An 18,418-nucleotide genomic window follows, 5' to 3' on the forward strand; every position below is an offset into this window, starting at 1 on the left:
AATATTATATATAATCTTACTACTAACAATCACAAATAATCAACTATAATCTAACTAATATCAACAATATAAAAACAACTAACCACTAACAACCAACAACCAACAACTATCCACTAACCACTAACAACCAACAACTATCCATGAACAAATCTATTCAATTTGAGCAAAAACTAATGACAGCACCAAAGATACTTGAACCTGAAGTTAAAGTACCTATAAAAACTCCGACGGCAGATAACAAATTTGCTCGCTCTGTTGTTTTACGACAGTCACCTTTTTGGTCTCGAGCAATCCTTTGGGGAATTGTAGGAGTGAGTGCCTTAGTATTAATTTGGGCTAACTTTGCCAAAATTGAGGAAGCAATTCCTACTCAAGGAATGCTCGAACCTCAAGGAAAAGTAAAAGAAGTACAAACCCCTGTCTCTGGAGTTGTCAAAGCTGTCTTTGTTAAGGATGGGCAAAGAGTACGTCGTGGTGACTTACTTTTGAGACTAGATGCAACAGCAATACAAGCTCAGTTAATCTCTCTCATAAAAATTCGCACTGCATTAATTCAGGAAAATCAGTTTTATCGCGCTCAACTGACTGGCAAAACTTCTTTATTAGAGAAATCACAATTATTTCAACAAATCAAATTACCCTTTGATTTGATTTCTCTCACTCAAAGCCGTGCAGCGCTAATAGCGGAAAATCGGCTTTACCGCAGTCAACTGAATGGAACACGGCAAAGCATGGCATTCTCCCCAGAGGAAGAAGCTCGTTTGGAATTTAGCAAAGCAGAATTAGATGCTCGAATTGCATCTGACAAATTTGAAACCGAACAATTACAAAAACAATTCAGTGAAACCCAAGTTCAGTTATCTTCTGCTCGAGATATTCAACAAGTCAATCAAACTATTCTCAACAATATTGAACCTTTAGTTGAAGAAGGGGCTATTGCCCGCTTGCAATATCTCAGGCAGCAAGAGCAAGTTCGTACTCGCGAAGCTGATGTTCAACGGCTAACACAAGAGCAAGCACGTTTGCAGTATGCTATTGCTCAATCTCGAGAAAAACTCCGAAATACCATTGTTGCTGCTAAAAAGGATTTGCTCACTAAAATTGCTGATAACAACAAACAAATTGCTCAAATCGATAGCGAATTGAATAAATCTATTTTGGAAAATGAGAAGCGAATTTCTGAAATAGAAGGTCAAATTAGTCAAACAAAACAGAATTTACAATATCAAGAACTTCGCGCTCCATCTGATGGTATTGTTTTTGATTTACAAGCTCTCAATCCTGGTTTTGTTACCAATACCAGTCAAGCAGTTCTCAAAATTGTTCCTAGTGAAGAGCTAACGGCTAAGGTTTATATCACCAATCAAGATATTGGTTTTATTAAACCGGGCATGAAAGTAGATGTTAGGGTGGACTCTTTCCCCTTTAGCGAATTTGGTGATATCAAAGGGGAAATTGTTTGGATTGGTTCTGATGCTCTACCACCAGATCAAATCCGTCCTTATTATAGTTTTCCCGCAAAAATTCGCTTAGAACGTCAGTCCCTAATTGTTAAGAATCAGGACGTAGCACTTCAATCAGGAATGTCAATCGGTGCAAATATTAAGGTACGCGATCGCACAGTCATAAGCATCTTTACTGATTTATTCGCAAAACAAATTGAAAATATCAAAACAATCAGGTGATGGGATGCGTGGATTTTGGATTTTGGATTTTGGATTTTGGATTTTGGATTTTGGATTTTAGATTTTGGATTTTGGATTGAAGATTGCTCACTGCTAACTTAAGCTACCCAGTTCCAAACAGCAAAGTCAATTGCGTAGAAAAAGAGCGATATGACGAACCATATTAATACAGCATATCCCCAACGAAGGTGTTGGGAAAGCAACATCCCAAAAGCTATGGATAGGGAAACAATACCATAAGCATAGCGATTGATGGACAGGAGAGCGCCGGAAAAAATCATTAATAACAACGAGCAAAAGCCATAAACAACGGCAACACTGCTTATTTTGGTGCGTAAGTACCATAATAGGTAACCGCCACCAAAAACCATCACAACTTTAATCAAATTATCTCTACCTGCGTCTATTGCATCTCTAAGGATAAACCACCAATTTGGTTGCGCCCATGCTTTCTGTACGCGAACAAATGCCAACGGATCTCCAAATCGAATACCACAATACAAACTAAATGAAACTAACCCAATTCCTACAGCCAAACCTGCTGCGTAAGCGATCGCTGGTCTTTTTTCTCTCCAAGCCACAAAAAGAAAAGCAGGCATGAGTGTGATTCCGGTAGCACGAGTTGCACTTGCCAATGCACCCCAAACAGCAGCTTGTATGTGCTGGCGGTTGTCAAATGCTCGCAAAGCCGCAGTCGTCAGTAACAGAAACAATCCTTCAGTATAAATAACAGTGCAAAAGAGTGAGAACGGACACCAAGCCATGACAGCAATTACCCACCGGGCTACGTGAATACCATGGCGGTTTTTTGTCCAAGAGTATAACAGCAGCAACGCACCAAGAAAAGCTAGATTGCTTACAAGTGTACCTGCGACTTCAAAGGGTAAGCCGAGCATCATCACCCCACGAATCACCATGGGAAAGAGGGGGTAAAAAGCAACAGAATGCTGCCGCCCATCATCTGCATAGTCGTAACCAGTCAGTGCAATTCGCCGATACCACTTACCATCCCAATGGGAAAAGAGTTCCCAACTTGGTTGGGGAATAAAACCGGGAACAAAGTCAAGTGGATATGCAGTTCGCCAATGTGTTTGTACTGGTGATGTGTAAAGTATTGGAGCAATTGCTTGCATTGCAACAACGATGACGAGTCGGCTGACCAACCACATGACAATAACAAAAAGGAGTCCATGGGTTACGATTCTGTATTTTTTGTAGAGTTTGGTTGCCCCCGAAGTTAGTTTTGTCATAATGAGCACTTAAACCACCGACACAAATTCTTGTACAGTGAGTCCAGCAGTGCGAATTAAGCTACGCAAAGTTCCTTTTGCTACCTCACTATGGTCAGGTACAGATAGTGTTGCCATTTCACCGTCCTTAACCAAGATGATATGGCTTCCACTTTGCCGCACTACTTGCCAACCAAATTTCTCAAAAATGCGGACTACCTGATGACCGCTTAGAACAGGAAGTGCAGATGACATACCTAAGCTACAACCTCGACTTGATGAGTTTCAAGAGTCAGTGGTAAACCAAGTTCTGCTCGAACTTGTAAGCAACCTGCGATCGCATCTTTAATATTTTCCAGAGCTTCCTCTTTTGTCTGTCCCTGACTGACACAACCAGGAATACTGGGACATTCTACAATCCAAACTCCATCTTCGTCACGGTCAAGGGTTACATTGAATTTCATAAGTCTTTGAAATTTTAAGCGTTTTGGTTTTTTCAGTCTAACAAGCAAGATTCTAATTAGAAGCTAAATTATTTCACGCTGAACTGCTGTGAATAAAACCGTGCATAACGGTTTTCAAACGCCAACAATTCCTCGTGAGTTCCTGACTCCACAATCTGTCCCCGTTCGAGAACTAAAATGCGATCGCACCGTCGCACCGTACTTAAACGATGAGCAATAATAAACACAGTGCGCCCCTCCATGAGCCTTTCTAATGCTTCTTGCACCAAAGCCTCTGATTCAGAATCTAAGGCAGATGTAGCTTCATCTAAAATCAATATTCTAGGATTGAGAAGAACAGCACGTGCGATCGCAATTCTTTGCCTCTGTCCTCCAGATAAATTAACGCCTCGTTCCCCAACCCAGGTGTAGTAACCATCTGGTAATTGACTGATAAACTGATGGGCATTGGCAATTTCAGCTGCTTTCTCAACAGCTGCCATATCAAACGAATCTTGCCCAAAAGCGATATTTTGAGCAATGGTTCCAGAAAACATTATAGTTTCTTGAGGAACAATACCAATTTGTCGCCGCAAACTGTGCAGTGTCACATCCCGGATATCAACACCGTCAATCAAGATTTGCCCTGCGTTTGGATCGTAGAAGCGAGGTAAAAGGTTGACAAAAGTTGTTTTCCCTGCTCCAGAAGAACCAACTAAAGCAATGGCTTCTCCTGGCATTGCTAATAAACTAATATCTTTTAATACAGGTTCCCCAGATTTATAGGCGAAGGACACGTGACAATACTCTACCTTCCCAGTCACAGTGGGAAGTACAATAGCATCCGGTTTTTCCACGACTGTTGGTTGAATAGCCAATAACTCAAAAACACGGTCAACCGACGCTTCACCTTGTTTAAACTCATTGTAATTGTTGGTTGTGTGACTGATGGGATCGATTAAGGATGCAGCTGCAGCCAAGAAACTAAAAAACTCTGCTACAGTCAAGTTACCGCCATCGATTTGCCATGCAGCAAACAATAAAAGCAGTAAAAAGCTCACTGCTTGTAAAAAACCAACAATGGGAATTTGAATGGCTTTGAGCCGTTCGGTAGAGTATTTTGCTTTTAAAGCACGTTCGGCTTCACGGCTAAATCGAGCAATCTCGTAATCTTCAGCAGCAAAAGCCTGTACTATACGGATACCGCTAAAAACTTCAGTCAGTATAGATGACAAATCTGAAACACGGTTTTGACTTTTCAGGGAGAATAACCGCAACCGTTCGCCAAACCACCCAATCAAAATACCCATCAACGGTGCAACAATCACTGTAGTAAGTGTGAGTTGCCAGTTGAGGTAAATCATGTAGATAGGGATGGCTATCAACTGCAAGACACAGGGAATAAAGTCGTGAAAAAGTTTGTGTACGACTTCGCCAACCCGATCTATATCTTCAGTGAGACGGTAAGATAAATCACCTGCTTTCGCTGTTTCAAAGTAACTAAAATTTAACTTTTGGACATGAGTGTAAACTTGCTTGCGGAGATGAAAAGCAACTCTCAAAGCAGCTTTTGCCATGTAGATATCTTGCACAGACTGAAAAAAGCCCCTCACAAGAAACACACCACCTAAGATGCCCAGAATTTCGGCAATTGCGATCGCGTTACCTTTGCCAAAGGCGTTTGACAATTCCTTAACCAGTGTGATGAGTGCTAGAGTTGCCAGTACGTATCCTAAGATGCCAACAAATCCTTTAAAAATTGTTTGCCATTGAGGTCGGATATATGGTAGGAGATGCCAGTAATGAGAGCGTGTTTTCAAGCTATCAAGTCCACAATAATATTTTTCTTTTCTTGACGCGATCGGGTTTCTGATAGTTTCTGAAGACCGGTAACGGATGATGTGTACTGTAGAAGCCCCTAAATTTATTTTAGGAAAAAAAGAACTAGATTCATTAAAGTTATAAAAAATACTTTTAAATTAAGTATTATCACTCTAATATCATAATTCCCTAACTTTTTCTAGAGTTGAAACTAGCTTTTACCAGCTTAAAATCAAGTCATAAATGGGTTATTAGCAAAACTTTGTCGTTACCCTCAGTCTAAAGCCATAAATAAATCAAAGAGAAATTTCATACTTTAGGTTCTTGAAAAAAGCCGTTTTAACTGTTTATCAATACGTTCGTCATAGTATAGGCATGACTCAAAATAAATAATTAGGTAATACATCCGGAATGTTACAGCATGATTTTGGAAATTCTCAACTTCTTCAAAAAAGCAAGAATATCACCATAAATTATCACAATTTTTTAAAAAATATTATGATTATCAAATATTGAGCGCTCGTAAAACCTCGACAGACTTTTTTGCGTCTTAGCGCCTTTGCGTGAGGTAAATCATAATTCTTTAACTGCACGTGATATAATATCTGATACGTAAGTCAAATTTGTTCAGTAATATATCTACTTTAATAGACTATATTCCTAAATGCAACTATCAGCTTAAATGTAAACGTTCATCTTAAAGTGAATTATGATTATCTAGAATTTGTTGAAATTCAAGCTATGAGATCTTAAAAGATGTAAGGATTCATTTCTCAATCCAATTTACGGCTAAATCAAGGTTTAGGGCTTCAAGCACAGCATCTGTTCTTCCTTAACTAAAAGAGTTTGGGTTAAAGAAGTGACATTCTACTGTAGTGCGTTAAGATCAATTTTACAACTCAGCTGTTAATGTGTAAGCTTCGCGAAAGCACGTGGAGCTTATCCTTGCTTTTTGGGATTTTGTTTGGTAACTTTGGATATGCGAGATCGGGGCAGTAAAGTTTTATGCGTCACTGCTCCTTATAATTAAGGATATAGAAAGACGATAGCTGTAAAAAAGCCTTTGTTAAGAAATGTAGAGCGGGTGTATCTAAATTGTTACAATAAATTTTGGCTCTCTTTTGGTGTATCTACCATGTATTTCTCCAAGAAAGCTAAGTAAATAAGCTGACTGAAATGAAGAAAAAAGTAGTATTAAATACACTTTGGCTGTCAATATGACGCAGTCAATTATTTTTCTTATCATCCCACGAAAGCTGAATTTACAAAGCTTATACCCATAAGTAAGATTGGTAGGTATCGGTATATGTGTTGTAGCCCAGTCCAGACATCTAACGTTATTGCAAAATTTGGGCGATGGCGATCGCTCAGGCAGGTTCTCTACAAAATTGTACACAGATCTCGCTCCCTATTCACCTGACGATCTCTGATGTATAAATATACACCTGCTAACTCGGTTTAGACAATGTTAAAAACAATACAATATCAAGCTGGGCAATTACAGGATCTGCTTGAAGATCTGCGATGTAAGGGTGCGAGTGGCTTGATTGACATCAGCGCATTCGTTCATCCGGATCGACAACCCAGAAAACGTGTTTTAGTTTTCAATAACGGCGAAATTGTTTACGGCGGAATGAAAATTCTTGCCAATCAAGAATTTGCCAGACAAATTGGGGTAAAGTGCAGTAGTAGCTGGGCGGATACGGCTGTCAGATACGCCGTGCAGAAATTACAAAATCCCTCATCTTTTCGAGAACTGTTGGAACATATCGTCCGGATACGAGTGTTCAAATGGGAAGAGATTGAAACATACGTCCGCACTCAAGTCGCACAAGTCTTGGAGCAAACTTTTTCATTTCCCGGACAATTGCAGGTTGATAATACGGTACAAATCGATCTCAGTTATGGACTCGACGGGCACAGATTGAACTGGTACGTGCTTCTTCAAGAGGTTGGCGCTCGCCAAAAAAAGTGGGATGCGTTGGCTCCGATTGTCCCCAGTATGGAAGCTGTTCCTCAAATTTTATCCGGTCGTTGGCGAGCCATGACAGAAAATAGCAAACAGCAGCACTTGCTTGAGAAAGTAGATGGTAGGCGATCGCTCATAGATATTGCTGAGGAATTAGATCGAGATCCACTGGAACTAGCCCATTGCTACAAAGTTTGGTCTGCCTCGAATTTGCTTTCTATAAGGGAAAACACGTTCTCAACGCCATCTCAAACTCAAGTTGTGACTCCAGACGTTCCTGTTCCTGTAGAGCAAGAACGTCCAATTGTGCTGAGTGTTGATGACAGCCCAGTTGTACAGGCTCTGATGAAGCGAGCTTTGGTTAAAGACTACCAAGTTTTGTCTGCAAGCAATGCCCTAGATGCCTTGAAACTATTGAATACTCATCCAATTACGCTACTGCTGTTGGATGTCAGTATGCCGGAAATTGATGGCTTAGAGTTTTGCCGTACAGTCCGCAATATTCCTAAATTTAAGCAATTACCTATTGTTATGGTGACGGCACGAGATAAATTTTCGGATAAACTTCGAGGACAAATCGCAGGCACTACCCATTATTTAACAAAACCATTTGAACCAGAGGCTTTATTGAAAATTGTCAATAAATATGTTAAGGAGAAAAAGCGTGCTGAAACAACCTCTCATGAATCGCGTTTTCCTACTTTAGGATTTCAAAGTCAAAGGACATCCAGCAAAGTTTTTTAAAAAGCCATCTGCCCTAGGGTAGCACTCTAGAGAAGTGCCATGGTGCGTCTTGACAAAATTTCTTTGCCATAATTTTTGTTAAAGCGGTATTCTTTATGTATCAAACTAATAAATATCTAACATTTCGCCTCCACGAGTCACTATATGGTATTGAAGCAGAATTTATTCAAGAAATTTTTCCGCTTCCGGAACTTCTACCCATTGCTGATGTGAGATGCGATATTATTGGAGTCTTTTATTTAAAACAGCAACTTATCCCAGTATTACATCTTGATTCACTTTTAGGTTCTTCTTTAAAAGAATGCCATATAAGCGATTATATCATCCTCATACAGTGGGAAAGCTTGCCGATCGGCATAGTAGTTCCCGAAATTTGTGAAATGATAGAAATAGATAATGAAATTATTGAAAACGCTGGATTTCCGGAAAATTTATCGATTAACGACATTTCATTCGTAACTGGGGTCATCCAGGTAGATTCAGAAAAAATTTGGTTGCTTAATTCTCAGAAACTCATACGTTATCCAGATTCTTTACTAACTCTTATTTGGGATTTAGAAAGTGAATTATACGCAAGAAAGAAAGCTTTAGAAGAACAAAATTATCTGGAAAATTATCAGCTACTTGAAGGAATCCAAATTCCCAGCTTTTATGCCCTCTATTGCCCACATACAACTTTAGAAGAAAGAAAAATTTTCCAGCAGCGAGCGTCAGAGCTTCAAAACATAGCAGTAGATTCAGAGACTGATATTGAAAATATTTCTCTTGCAGTTATTGCCTTTGGAGATAAATATTTCGGTCTGGATTTAGAACTGGTGCGAGAGTTCATCAGTATTCAAAATTTGAAACCTATTCCTTGCTGTCCAAAACATATTATCGGTAATATGAACTTGCGAGGACAGATTATTACCTTAGTCGATATTCGCAATGTTTTGAATCTTCCGACTACCCCCATCAACATTGGTTCTAAAGCTGTTGTATTTCAAGTCAATGATATTCTTGCTAGTTTTCCAGTGGATAGAGTTTTAGAAGTTGTTTCTCTCAAACAAGATAAGATGATGCCATTGAGCGTCACTTCATTTGATGATAGGGTACAGTATCTTCGAGGAATTGCTCCTTTTGGAGAGCAAGTTCTTCTGGTTTTAGACTTACCTAAAATTTTAACAGAAGGAGGGTTAATAGTGAACGATCGCATTTAAATTTGTTGCTGGGCATTGGGCATTGGGCATTCATTTCCTACCCCCTACCTCCTACCCCCTACCCCCTACTCCCTTATAAATACCAAAATAAGGATACAAAATTATGTTTGCCAAAATTAAACTGAGAGAACGAATTGTATTGGGATATTCCTTCCCACTTTTACTATTGATGTTACTTAACGGATTGGCTTTCTTAAATTATAGAAATTTAGATGTATCTTTTCAAAAAGTAGAACAAGTGAAAAAGGCTGACAAAGAAACTGCTCAATTAACATCAGGCATTTCAAAAATTGAAAGATCCATGCGCGGTTGGTTGATATTTAACGATAACCCGGAAACACTGAGGGTATCATATCAGGAAGGATTGACTGAATATAAGAGCGCTGTTGCATCAATTGAAAAAATTTCTGTCACTCCACAACAAAAAGAAAGATTGACAAAGATTCGCCAACTCGGAGATCGAGTCGAGCAATTTTCCCAGGAAATTGTGAAGTTGATAGAATCTGGTAAGAAAAATGAAGCTCTCAAAATATTTCAACAGGGAAAAAGTAGAACTTTAGTACAAGAAGTTGAGGCATTGCAGGCAGACTTTGAAAAAGAGCAAGAAAGAATCGTTGCAGTGTTGTTTCAAGATGTTAAACAATCGGCGACTATTGTACAAATTGTTGCCGGATTGGGAACATTCATCACAGTTATTATCTCGTTAGTTATTGCTTATATTCTTGCGTCTACTATTGTTAAGGCAATCCAAGATGCCTCAGATTCAGTCTCATCTTCTGTAAAGGATATTACTTCTACTGTTAGCAAGCAGGAGCAAATTATTTTTGAGCAATCGGCTTCTGTTAGTCAAACAACTTACACAATGCAGGAATTGGGAGTATCTGCACTTCAATCTGCCGAACAAGCAGAAGTATCGGCACAAAGAGCAAAGCAAGCCTTAACTCTTGCTGAGGGAGGGACAAAAACAGTTGGTTTAACAGTGGAAGGAATTGCAGAACTACGAGATCAAGTCACTGCGATCGCCAACCAAATTGTCCGCTTGAGCGAGCAAACATCTCAAATATCCACGGTGTCGGATCTTGTGGCGGATTTGGCAAATCAAACAAATATGTTAGCTCTCAATGCAGGGGTAGAAGCAGCACGCGCAGGGGACCAAGGAAAAGGCTTTGCCGTTGTAGCAGGTGAAATTCGCAAACTTGCCGACCAAAGTAAAAAGTCAGCAGAACGAATCAATGCTCTGGTTAATGAAGTTCAAGCAGCTATTAACTCTACAATTATGGTAACCGATGAAGGTACAAAAAAAGCGACACAAGGAATTAAGCTAGTAGCGGAAACGGGAGACGTTTTCACGAATATTGCTGATGCTGTTAATAACGTGTTTCTCAACACCCAACAAATTACCCAAACTGCCAAACAGCAAGCAGTGACAGTACAACAAATTGTTGCTGCCATCAATGCCGTCAACATAGGAGCAGAAGAAACAGCCATAGGCATTACTCAAGTAAAAGTGGCTACCGAAGAACTTAATGAAGCTGCTCAAAATCTTCAGGCTGTACTTTGAGGGTAGAACGAATTGCCATGATGATAGAAGATGAAGAGTTGCGATCGCTATACAAAGAAGCGAGTGCAGAACACATACAAAAGATTGAAGCAGCTTTGCTACATCTAGAGAAAAATCCCCAAGACAATGCCAAACTTGAGGGATTATTGCGAGAAATGCACTCCCTCAAAGGCGATTCCCGGATGTTAGGGGTAAAAGATGCAGAAACACTAACCCATGAAATGGAAGAAATTTTGGGAACCGTCAAACGAGGTGAGCAAGTCTTAACACCTCAGTTATTTGATTGTCTTTATCAAGGGATAGATGCTGTCCGTAAAATTGCCCATGAAGCCGTTACCGGACAACCATCGGGAGTGAGCGTTTTCCATGTCCTCGCCCAACTTATGAAAGTTGAGCCTGATGATACGTATTCGGAAATTCAAGAAATAACATCTGAGTCTCAAGATACCACCCCAACCCACGCTAGAGTGGAACAGCCCTCAGTCCCCACTGAAGCCATCCACCCCCATGAACCAGCAGAACTTAGTGACGATCGAATTGAGACAATTCGTGTTGAATCGGAAAGACTCGATAAACTCTTAACTTATGTAGGTGAATTAGTCGTCACCAAAGGTCAAATTGCAAACCAACTTGTTGACTTAGAAGAAATCACAGTTTTCTGGGAAGATTTAAACCGTCAAATTTTTGCAAGTCGTAAATTATTTCAAGATTTACTACAACACCTACCGGAGACAAAACAGCAATCGCTGCTCGGGTTTTATGAGCTATTAGAAAATCGCCTCAAGCAATTGGGAACTTACTTAAACAACCTAAAAAATAAAACCACAGACTCCAGCACGAGGCTTGAAGTTGTATCCGATGAACTTAAATTAGCCGTCACGTCTGTACGACTTGTACCATTGTCAGCAATATTTAATCTCTTTCCTCGCACTGTTAGGGACTTAGCCAAGCAGCAAAGCAAAGAAGTCAATCTCCAAATTGAGGGGGGGGAAACTTGTGTAGACAAGCGGATTTTAGAAGAGATGAAAGATCCACTGTTGCACCTCCTCCGCAATGCAGTGGATCACGGTATTGAAACACCTTTAGAACGCCAACAAGCCGATAAACTTCCCACAGCCACAATTCAGATTCGGGCTAGCCAGCAGGGCAATACTGTCACTATAGAAGTTGCAGACGATGGGCGTGGATTGGACGTTGAAGCCATTAAACAGACTGCAGTCCGTCGGGGGATATGCACTCAAGAAGAACTTCTAAGAATGTCTATGGCTGAAATTCAGTCATTGATTTTTGTACCTGGATTCTCCACCCGTACCTCAGTCACAGAAATTTCTGGTAGAGGAGTGGGTTTAGATATTGTACGTGCAAACGTTGAGCGTTTGAAGGGAAACATACTTGTAGAATTTACACCTGGTGCAGGCTGTTTATTTCGCATTACGATTAATAGCGTACTGGCAACAACTCGCGTCTTAATTATAGAACTCAACCACAATCCCTATGCTATTCCCATTGAATTTGTAGAAACCATGCTATTGGTTTCTCCTCAGGAAATCTTTGCTGTTGAAGGTAGCCAGACTTTTCCTTTCCAAGGACAACCTGTATCCATTGTTTGGCTTGCTGATTTACTCGGTTTGCCCGTAAAAATTCCTGCATCAACCCAAGCATTAACTACTGCTTTAAAAAGTATTCCATGCGTTATCTTACAACTCGGTACTGAGCGTTTGGCTTTGCTTGTAGATAACGTTTTGGAGTTACAGGAAATTGTTTTAAAGCCACAAAGTAGTTTGCTCAAACGAGTTTGTAATATTTCTGGGGCAACTATTTTGGGGACTGGGGAAGTTTGCATGGTGCTGAGTCCGGCAGATTTATTTAAATCTGCTAAAAAGACAGTTGTCTCCATTACAGTTAGAGAACTAGCAGAAATCGCACAAATTAAAAAGAGGATTTTGTTAGTCGAAGATTCAGTTCCTATCCGTACTCAAATGAGACGGATTTTAGAAGCTGCTGGTTATGAAGTCATAGTGGCTGTAGATGGTCAAGACGGTTTTGAAAAACTAAGTGAAAACCAATTCGATGCTGTTGTTTCAGATGTCCAGATGCCAAATGTTGATGGCTTTGAGTTTACCATGAAAATTCGCGAATTAGCAGAGTATAAAGAATTACCTGTTATTCTCGTCACAACTTTAGCAACCGAACAGGACAAACTGCAAGGTGAAAAAGTGGGGGCAAATGCCTATATCACTAAAGGACAATTTGAGCAAGGAGAATTTTTAGATATCTTGAGGAGATTGATATAAATGCATTCATTGAAAAAGAAAGTCGTTTTAATTGAAGATTCTCCTATTGCTTTAGAGATTCTTCAACGAATGCTAAATTCCTCACCAGAAATAGATGTGGTTGGCACGGCGCGGAATGGGGAGGAGGGTTTAGAAGTGATTATTAAAACTCAACCAGATGTCATTTGTACGGACTTGCTGATGGAAAATATGGATGGTTTGGAATTAACTCGGCGCGTTATGGCTGAAAATCCACGACCTATTTTAGTGATTAGCAATTACGTGCAGAAAACAGACATTGACAATGTTTTTCGATTGTTGCAAGCTGGTGTAGTCGATGTTTTTCCCAAACCTGCAACCAATTCCCCCACTGATTATGAAAAACTCAAGGCAGCTTTAATTGCTAAGATAAAAGTCCTTTCTCATATGAAAGTGATGAGTAAACGGCAATACAAGCCATTGCCTGATTCTGGTGAATTAACAACTTCTGAATTAGGTTTGAAAACTAACTTGTCAAAATTAATGGCAACTTCTCGCGTCCAAATGATCGGCCTTGGGGGTTCTACCGGCAGTTTGCAAACAATTCAAAAGATTCTCAACCAACTCCCATCTGATTTTCCATTACCCGTGATTTGCGTTCTGCATGTGGGTGAAGGTGTTTTGTCAGGATTGGTCAAATGGTTGTCCTCAGAGTGTGCGTTGCGGGTTAAAGTTGCTGAAGTCATGGAGTTTCCATCACCAGGAACTGTTTATTTTGCACCAGAAAAAAATCACTTGGAATTGGATTCTCAAGGTGCATTTATTTATTCAAGGACTATACGGGGAGAGAAATATTGTCCTTCAATTACAGTTACGTTTAAATCTGTCGCTAACTATTATGGTAGAGCTACAGCAGGTGTGTTATTATCTGGGATTGGGAATGATGGAGCCGCAGGCTTGCAAACAATTTCTGCAGCAGGCGGTATTACAATAGCCCAAAATGAAAATATCATGTTTGGTATGGTCAAAGAAGCAATATCTTTGAATGCCGTTCAAAATTTGCTTAGTATTGAGGATATTGCTCCTTTTTTAATGGGAATTTTATGCGAAAAATCTGGTGGTTTTTAGGAATGCTACCCAGTCTGGTAATATTAACAATATTTGTTTGGCGTTCCTCACAAAACTCCGTTTTAGGAGGTGCAAATTTACCAAATAAAATATCTCTTACAGAAAAAACTATTAGATATGAAAGGCGCGTTTTCAAACAGAGCGAAGCACATATTTTATATGTTCCTTCTCAAAGTGAGTTTTTAGTCACACCTGTAGTATCGCCAAACTTGGAAACTGTGGAAAAATTTGCTCAGAAGTATCAAGCGATCGCTACCATAAACGGTGGTTTTTTCGATCCAAACAATCAAAAAACAACATCCAATATTATTATACAAGGCAAGCTGATTGCCAATCCAAGAGAAAACGAACGCCTTGTCAACAATCCCGATTTAAAGTCCTATCTCAATCAAATTTTTAACCGTACAGAATTCAGGCGCTATACCTGCAATACGGATTTAGCTGACAACTCAAAAGCAAATAGTACAGTCCGTTACGATATTGCTTTTCACAACGATCCACTGCCTACAGGTTGTCAGTTAGTTAATGCTTTGGGTGGTGGACCGAAACTACTACCAGACTTAACTTTAGTACAAGAGGGCTTTGTAGATAAAGCCAAATCCCGTGATGCTTTGGGCAGTACTCAATTGAATGCTAGAAGTGCTGTAGGAATTACCCGTGACGGTAGCATCATTTTGGTCATGATTTCTCAAAAGCCAAAAGCTTCTCTCTCTGGAATGTCATTACCCGCACTTGCAGATTTTATGAAAAGTTTGGGTGTAGAAAAAGCTATGAATCTAGATGGTGGTAGTTCTTCTTCTCTGTATTACAATGGGAAAATTTTCTTGGGAAAAGTTGATTTAGAAGGAAATCCTGTAAAACGACCTGTCAAGTCAGTTTTGCTGGTTAGGAAAACTTTTTAGAGGAGCTAAGTTTTACCGCTCAATAAAGTTTACCCAAATCTACCCACAAGTGGACATATTTTGACAAACCCAGAAGAGTAGCGGTCAACTCTCCCTAAGGGGGGTAAATTCCATACTGTACGTTCGCTCCTGATTGAAGAGTGAGAGGAATTAACACCTGACTGTCCAAGGAAACAAGGTGATTCTGGATCTTCTAAAGGTAATGCCGTGTAATACTTGGAAAAAGCATTGTCAGATGAACTGTGTAATACACGGTTAGTTAGCTTCAGCCGTGTATTACATGGAAGAGCGCTGAATTTGCCGTCGATATCACAAAACCGTAGTAAATTCGCTTCCTCCAAAGATTGTTGTCGCAATTGGGGTAAGGGTGACAGTATTGTCAAATTGAAAAGGAATAACACCTGGTGATGCACCTAACGTAACAGTTAGTGAGTCTAGCACCTCGGAAAGTCCTAGATTAGAATTAGTTAGCAATGCATTGCCTAAATTGTTGTTTACGACTTCAAAAGAGTCATTAGGATGAGAATAATTTGTGAGATAATCTTCAATGAAATTACCAAGGGGGATGACATCTTTAAAGGCGCTTGGGTCAATGCCATCGATATAATCCAAGTTAACGGCGACATCAGCAACACTAGCACCATCAATCGGAAGAAAAATATCTTCTAATTGAAATGAGACAATATCGTTAATATCACCATTGGTTGTGCGGGTAATTGTGGTGTCAAATTGGAAAGGAATAATTTTTGGTGATACATCTAGATTAACGCTTAATGAGTCCAATACCCCAGATAGCCCTATATTGCTATCATTTAGTAATCCTTGGGTAAGGTCGCGATTGAGGACTTCATAAAGACCTGCTTCTACTGGATAATTTGCCAAGAAATCTTTAATGTAATTACCGATGGGTATGACATCTTTTAATACACTTGAGTCAATGCCATCAACATAATTTAAATTAACAGTGACATCGGCAACTATACCACCATCAATTGGAGATGTAACGTCTTCTAACTTAAACGAAACTAAGTTAGATGTGCGTGTTATGCTATCAAAATTGGATGACGGTGACATAATCTAATTTCTCCAGAAATTTTTCGCATTCTCTAATTCCTAGAATACCAAAGTTGGGGTAAACTTTCACATTTCCAGAGCAAAAGTCGATTAAGAAGGAGGAATATGCGAGCGTTTTATACATTTACGAGCCTAAGTAAGAACTGTACGTTCGCTTCTGATTGAAGAGAGAGAGAAGAATTAATGCCTGACTAGGTAAGATTTCAATACGATTGTGAATCTACTAAAGCCTAATCCGTGTATTACATGGAATCACTTAATTTTCCTCATCCCATGTAATACACGGTAGTCTTCGTTTTCTTTTCCCATGTATTACACCGTTACTCCCCTCTCCCTTTTCCCACGTATTACACGGTATCAGCACAATCTCATCCTTTATGAGGTTTTTCCTTACCCTGTCAAGCATTAATTCCTCTCACTCTTCAATCAGGAGCAAACGTACAGCTAGAAGTAAAGAAACCTAAGCGAAAAGTTAAAAGCATGCCCGTGGCATCATCGACATTAGACACTTGGAAATCCCATTCAAAAGTTGAAGTCGCAATGTTGAATTTCTCATTTCTGCTAACTACTATATGTGCATAACGTAAACGTCATTATCACGAATTTTTGCCTTAGCAGTACCATCCTCATCTGTAGCCAAAGCATCTACTTTTAGCTTCGCCTTGCTTTTGATTACATTTTTTTTCTCCTTAACAGAAACATCAGCAGTAACATTAGTGTAAGTGGTATCTCCTTCAGCGTAAGCATATCCTATAGCTTCAGCGCCACCAGGATAAGCATATGCATCACCAATAGCAATAGCGGTTGCTCCGCCAAGAATTTGTTTGGTGACTTCTACTGCTTCATAAAAGTTTAAGTCAGAAATAATCATTGTTTCCTTCTTAGAATTACTCCAGATTTATTCCGATTGTCATGTTAAACCAATTCTGTTCACGAGCGCTCCACACTATAAGAGGATGTTTTTAAAGTATCAGCAGGTATAATTTTCCAGTTCAGCTTTAGGTCAACTGCAATAAAAAATCGAGCTTTCATCGTTGAAGATTTCTAAAAATTAGAAAGAATTGACGAATTTTTTTCGGTTGCGATTACTGCTTAGAAGTGGTATTGAACCACACTGCTGTTGTTCTGTCGTCAAATCCCAAGAAAATTCTTTCTGAAAACAATTATAAGCCGTTAAAAACTCAGTCAGTTTTTTCTCAAATTTTCTAACAAATAACTTGGAATATTGAGCCTCTGACTAGCACTTACAAGCGCAAGTAAAAAATGAAAGAAACAGAATCCTCTTTCCTTCTGCCCTCTGCCTTATCCACGTATTACATGGTATGAGTAGAATCAGCTCCTCAATTAAGTTTTTTCCTTACCCAGTCAGACATTAATTCCTCTCTCCCTCATAAAATGAGCGAACGTACAGTCCATAGTCCTTATATTTCAACCTGCATCTTGCTCGCACTTGGGAAGATTTCACTAAAAACAACTTTTCGTTGAACACAAACTATGCAATACTAATTGTTAGATTGACTAACTAATTTAGGGAATCTCACTTGTGGCTGAACTGATAGGAAGAACAGAGCGGTGGCGACCGCCTCTAGTTGAGCAAAACACAGCTTTGGAAGTATGCGCTTTGACTCGCAAGTTTGGGAAATTTACCGCAGTCAATAGCTTGAGCTTCACTGTGGAAGCAGGTGAAGTGTTTGGGTTGCTTGGACCGAATGGTGCGGGAAAGAGTACGGTGATTAAGATGCTCACAACTTTATTACCCCCAACATCGGGAAAAGCTGCGATCGCAGGATTTGATGTAGCTCGACAAGCACCGCTCGTCAGGCGCGTTATTGGTTACGTTCCGCAAGCCCTTTCTGCTGATGGTAGTTTAACAGGTTATGAAAATCTATTGATTTTTGCCAAGCTGTACGACATTCCCCAAAGCAAAAGGGAACATCTCATCAAAGATGTACTGGCTTTCATGGGTTTGCAAGATGTAACTCACAAACTTGTAAGAAATTACTCTGGAGGTATGATTCGCAAGTTAGAGATAGCCCAGTCGATTCTGCATCAACCTCAAATTCTATTTCTTGATGAACCAACGGTAGGGTTAGACCCCATAGCCCGGAATCAAGTTTGGGAACTCGTACAAAAACTCCGAGAAAATTATGGCACTACCGTACTTTTAACTACCCACTTTTTAGAAGAAGCCGATAATTTGTGTCATCGTGTAGCAATTATGCATCAAGGTCAGATGGTTGTGACGGGTACATCAACAGACCTAAAAGCTTCTTTAGATAAGAGCAATGCAACTTTAGATGACGTATTTATTTACCATACAGGCGATGGATTAACATCAGGAACAAGCTACCGTGAGACATCAAGAACCAGACGCACTGCCCGTCGATTGGGCTAATAGACGATATACTCGT

14 protein-coding genes are annotated in these 18,418 nt (G+C 39.7%); 8 read left to right on the top strand and 6 right to left on the bottom strand.

The features are described from left to right. The first annotated feature begins 173 nt into the window (after nt 1-173). Nucleotides 174-1,685 (top strand): HlyD family efflux transporter periplasmic adaptor subunit, encoded by a 1,512-nt coding sequence (locus F7734_RS40220; protein WP_243147349.1) that lies wholly within the window; start codon nt 174-176, stop codon nt 1,683-1,685. 98 nt (nt 1,686-1,783) lie between these two features. On the opposite strand, the gene F7734_RS40225 is transcribed toward F7734_RS40220, so the two are convergent. The 4 genes from F7734_RS40225 to F7734_RS40240 all read right to left on the bottom strand — a co-directional run bounded on the left by F7734_RS40225 (nt 1,784) and on the right by F7734_RS40240 (nt 5,177). After that, entirely contained in the window at nt 1,784-2,935 is a 1,152-nt protein-coding gene (locus F7734_RS40225; RefSeq protein WP_155750018.1) for a mannosyltransferase family protein, read from the bottom strand. Between the two features lie 9 nt (nt 2,936-2,944). Further along, nucleotides 2,945-3,169: a type II toxin-antitoxin system HicA family toxin gene (locus F7734_RS40230; RefSeq protein ID WP_155750019.1), complete on the bottom strand. Its 225-nt coding sequence runs from the start codon at nt 3,167-3,169 to the stop codon at nt 2,945-2,947. A 2-nt stretch (nt 3,170-3,171) separates the two neighbouring features. Then, entirely contained in the window at nt 3,172-3,378 is a 207-nt protein-coding gene (locus F7734_RS40235) for a type II toxin-antitoxin system HicB family antitoxin (RefSeq protein ID WP_155750020.1), read from the bottom strand. A 68-nt stretch (nt 3,379-3,446) separates the two neighbouring features. Further along, the gene (locus F7734_RS40240) at nt 3,447-5,177 is read right to left on the bottom strand and encodes an ABC transporter ATP-binding protein (RefSeq protein ID WP_155750021.1); all 1,731 of its coding nucleotides are present in this window, start codon (nt 5,175-5,177) and stop codon (nt 3,447-3,449) included. Nucleotides 5,178-6,643: 1,466 nt separating this feature from the next. Between F7734_RS40240 and F7734_RS40245 the strand changes: the two genes are divergently transcribed. The 6 genes from F7734_RS40245 (at nt 6,644) to F7734_RS40270 (ending at nt 14,933) form a co-directional block, all read left to right on the top strand. Continuing rightward, on the top strand, nt 6,644-7,891 hold the full coding sequence (locus tag F7734_RS40245; RefSeq protein WP_155750022.1) for a response regulator: 1,248 nt from the start codon (nt 6,644-6,646) through the stop codon (nt 7,889-7,891). 95 nt (nt 7,892-7,986) lie between these two features. Then, entirely contained in the window at nt 7,987-9,090 is a 1,104-nt protein-coding gene (locus F7734_RS40250) for a chemotaxis protein CheW (protein ID WP_155750023.1), read from the top strand. Nucleotides 9,091-9,193: 103 nt separating this feature from the next. Next, nucleotides 9,194-10,651 carry a methyl-accepting chemotaxis protein gene (locus tag F7734_RS40255; protein ID WP_155750024.1) on the top strand — a complete coding sequence of 486 codons (1,458 nt, stop codon included), beginning with the start codon at nt 9,194-9,196 and terminating at the stop codon, nt 10,649-10,651. Nucleotides 10,652-10,668: 17 nt separating this feature from the next. After that, a complete protein-coding gene (locus F7734_RS40260; RefSeq protein WP_155750025.1) occupies nt 10,669-12,945 on the top strand; it encodes a hybrid sensor histidine kinase/response regulator in 2,277 nt (758 codons plus the stop codon). Beyond that, on the top strand, nt 12,946-14,031 hold the full coding sequence (locus tag F7734_RS40265) for a chemotaxis protein CheB (protein ID WP_155750026.1): 1,086 nt from the start codon (nt 12,946-12,948) through the stop codon (nt 14,029-14,031). Next, entirely contained in the window at nt 14,007-14,933 is a 927-nt protein-coding gene (locus F7734_RS40270) for a phosphodiester glycosidase family protein (protein ID WP_155750027.1), read from the top strand. The genes F7734_RS40265 and F7734_RS40270 overlap by 25 nt, the downstream gene beginning before the upstream one ends. A gap of 309 nt (nt 14,934-15,242) precedes the next feature. Here the strand turns inward: F7734_RS40270 and F7734_RS40275 are convergent, their stop codons facing one another. Continuing rightward, on the bottom strand, nt 15,243-16,007 hold the full coding sequence (locus F7734_RS40275) for a hypothetical protein (RefSeq protein WP_155750028.1): 765 nt from the start codon (nt 16,005-16,007) through the stop codon (nt 15,243-15,245). Nucleotides 16,008-16,575: 568 nt separating this feature from the next. Further along, the gene (locus F7734_RS40280) at nt 16,576-16,878 is read right to left on the bottom strand and encodes a hypothetical protein (RefSeq protein ID WP_155750029.1); all 303 of its coding nucleotides are present in this window, start codon (nt 16,876-16,878) and stop codon (nt 16,576-16,578) included. A 735-nt stretch (nt 16,879-17,613) separates the two neighbouring features. On the opposite strand from F7734_RS40280, the gene F7734_RS40285 reads away from it, so the two are divergent. Then, nucleotides 17,614-18,402 (top strand): ATP-binding cassette domain-containing protein, encoded by a 789-nt coding sequence (locus F7734_RS40285; protein WP_243147350.1) that lies wholly within the window; start codon nt 17,614-17,616, stop codon nt 18,400-18,402. The last annotated feature ends 16 nt before the right edge of the window (nt 18,403-18,418 follow it).

Source organism: Scytonema sp. UIC 10036 (assembly GCF_009725235.1).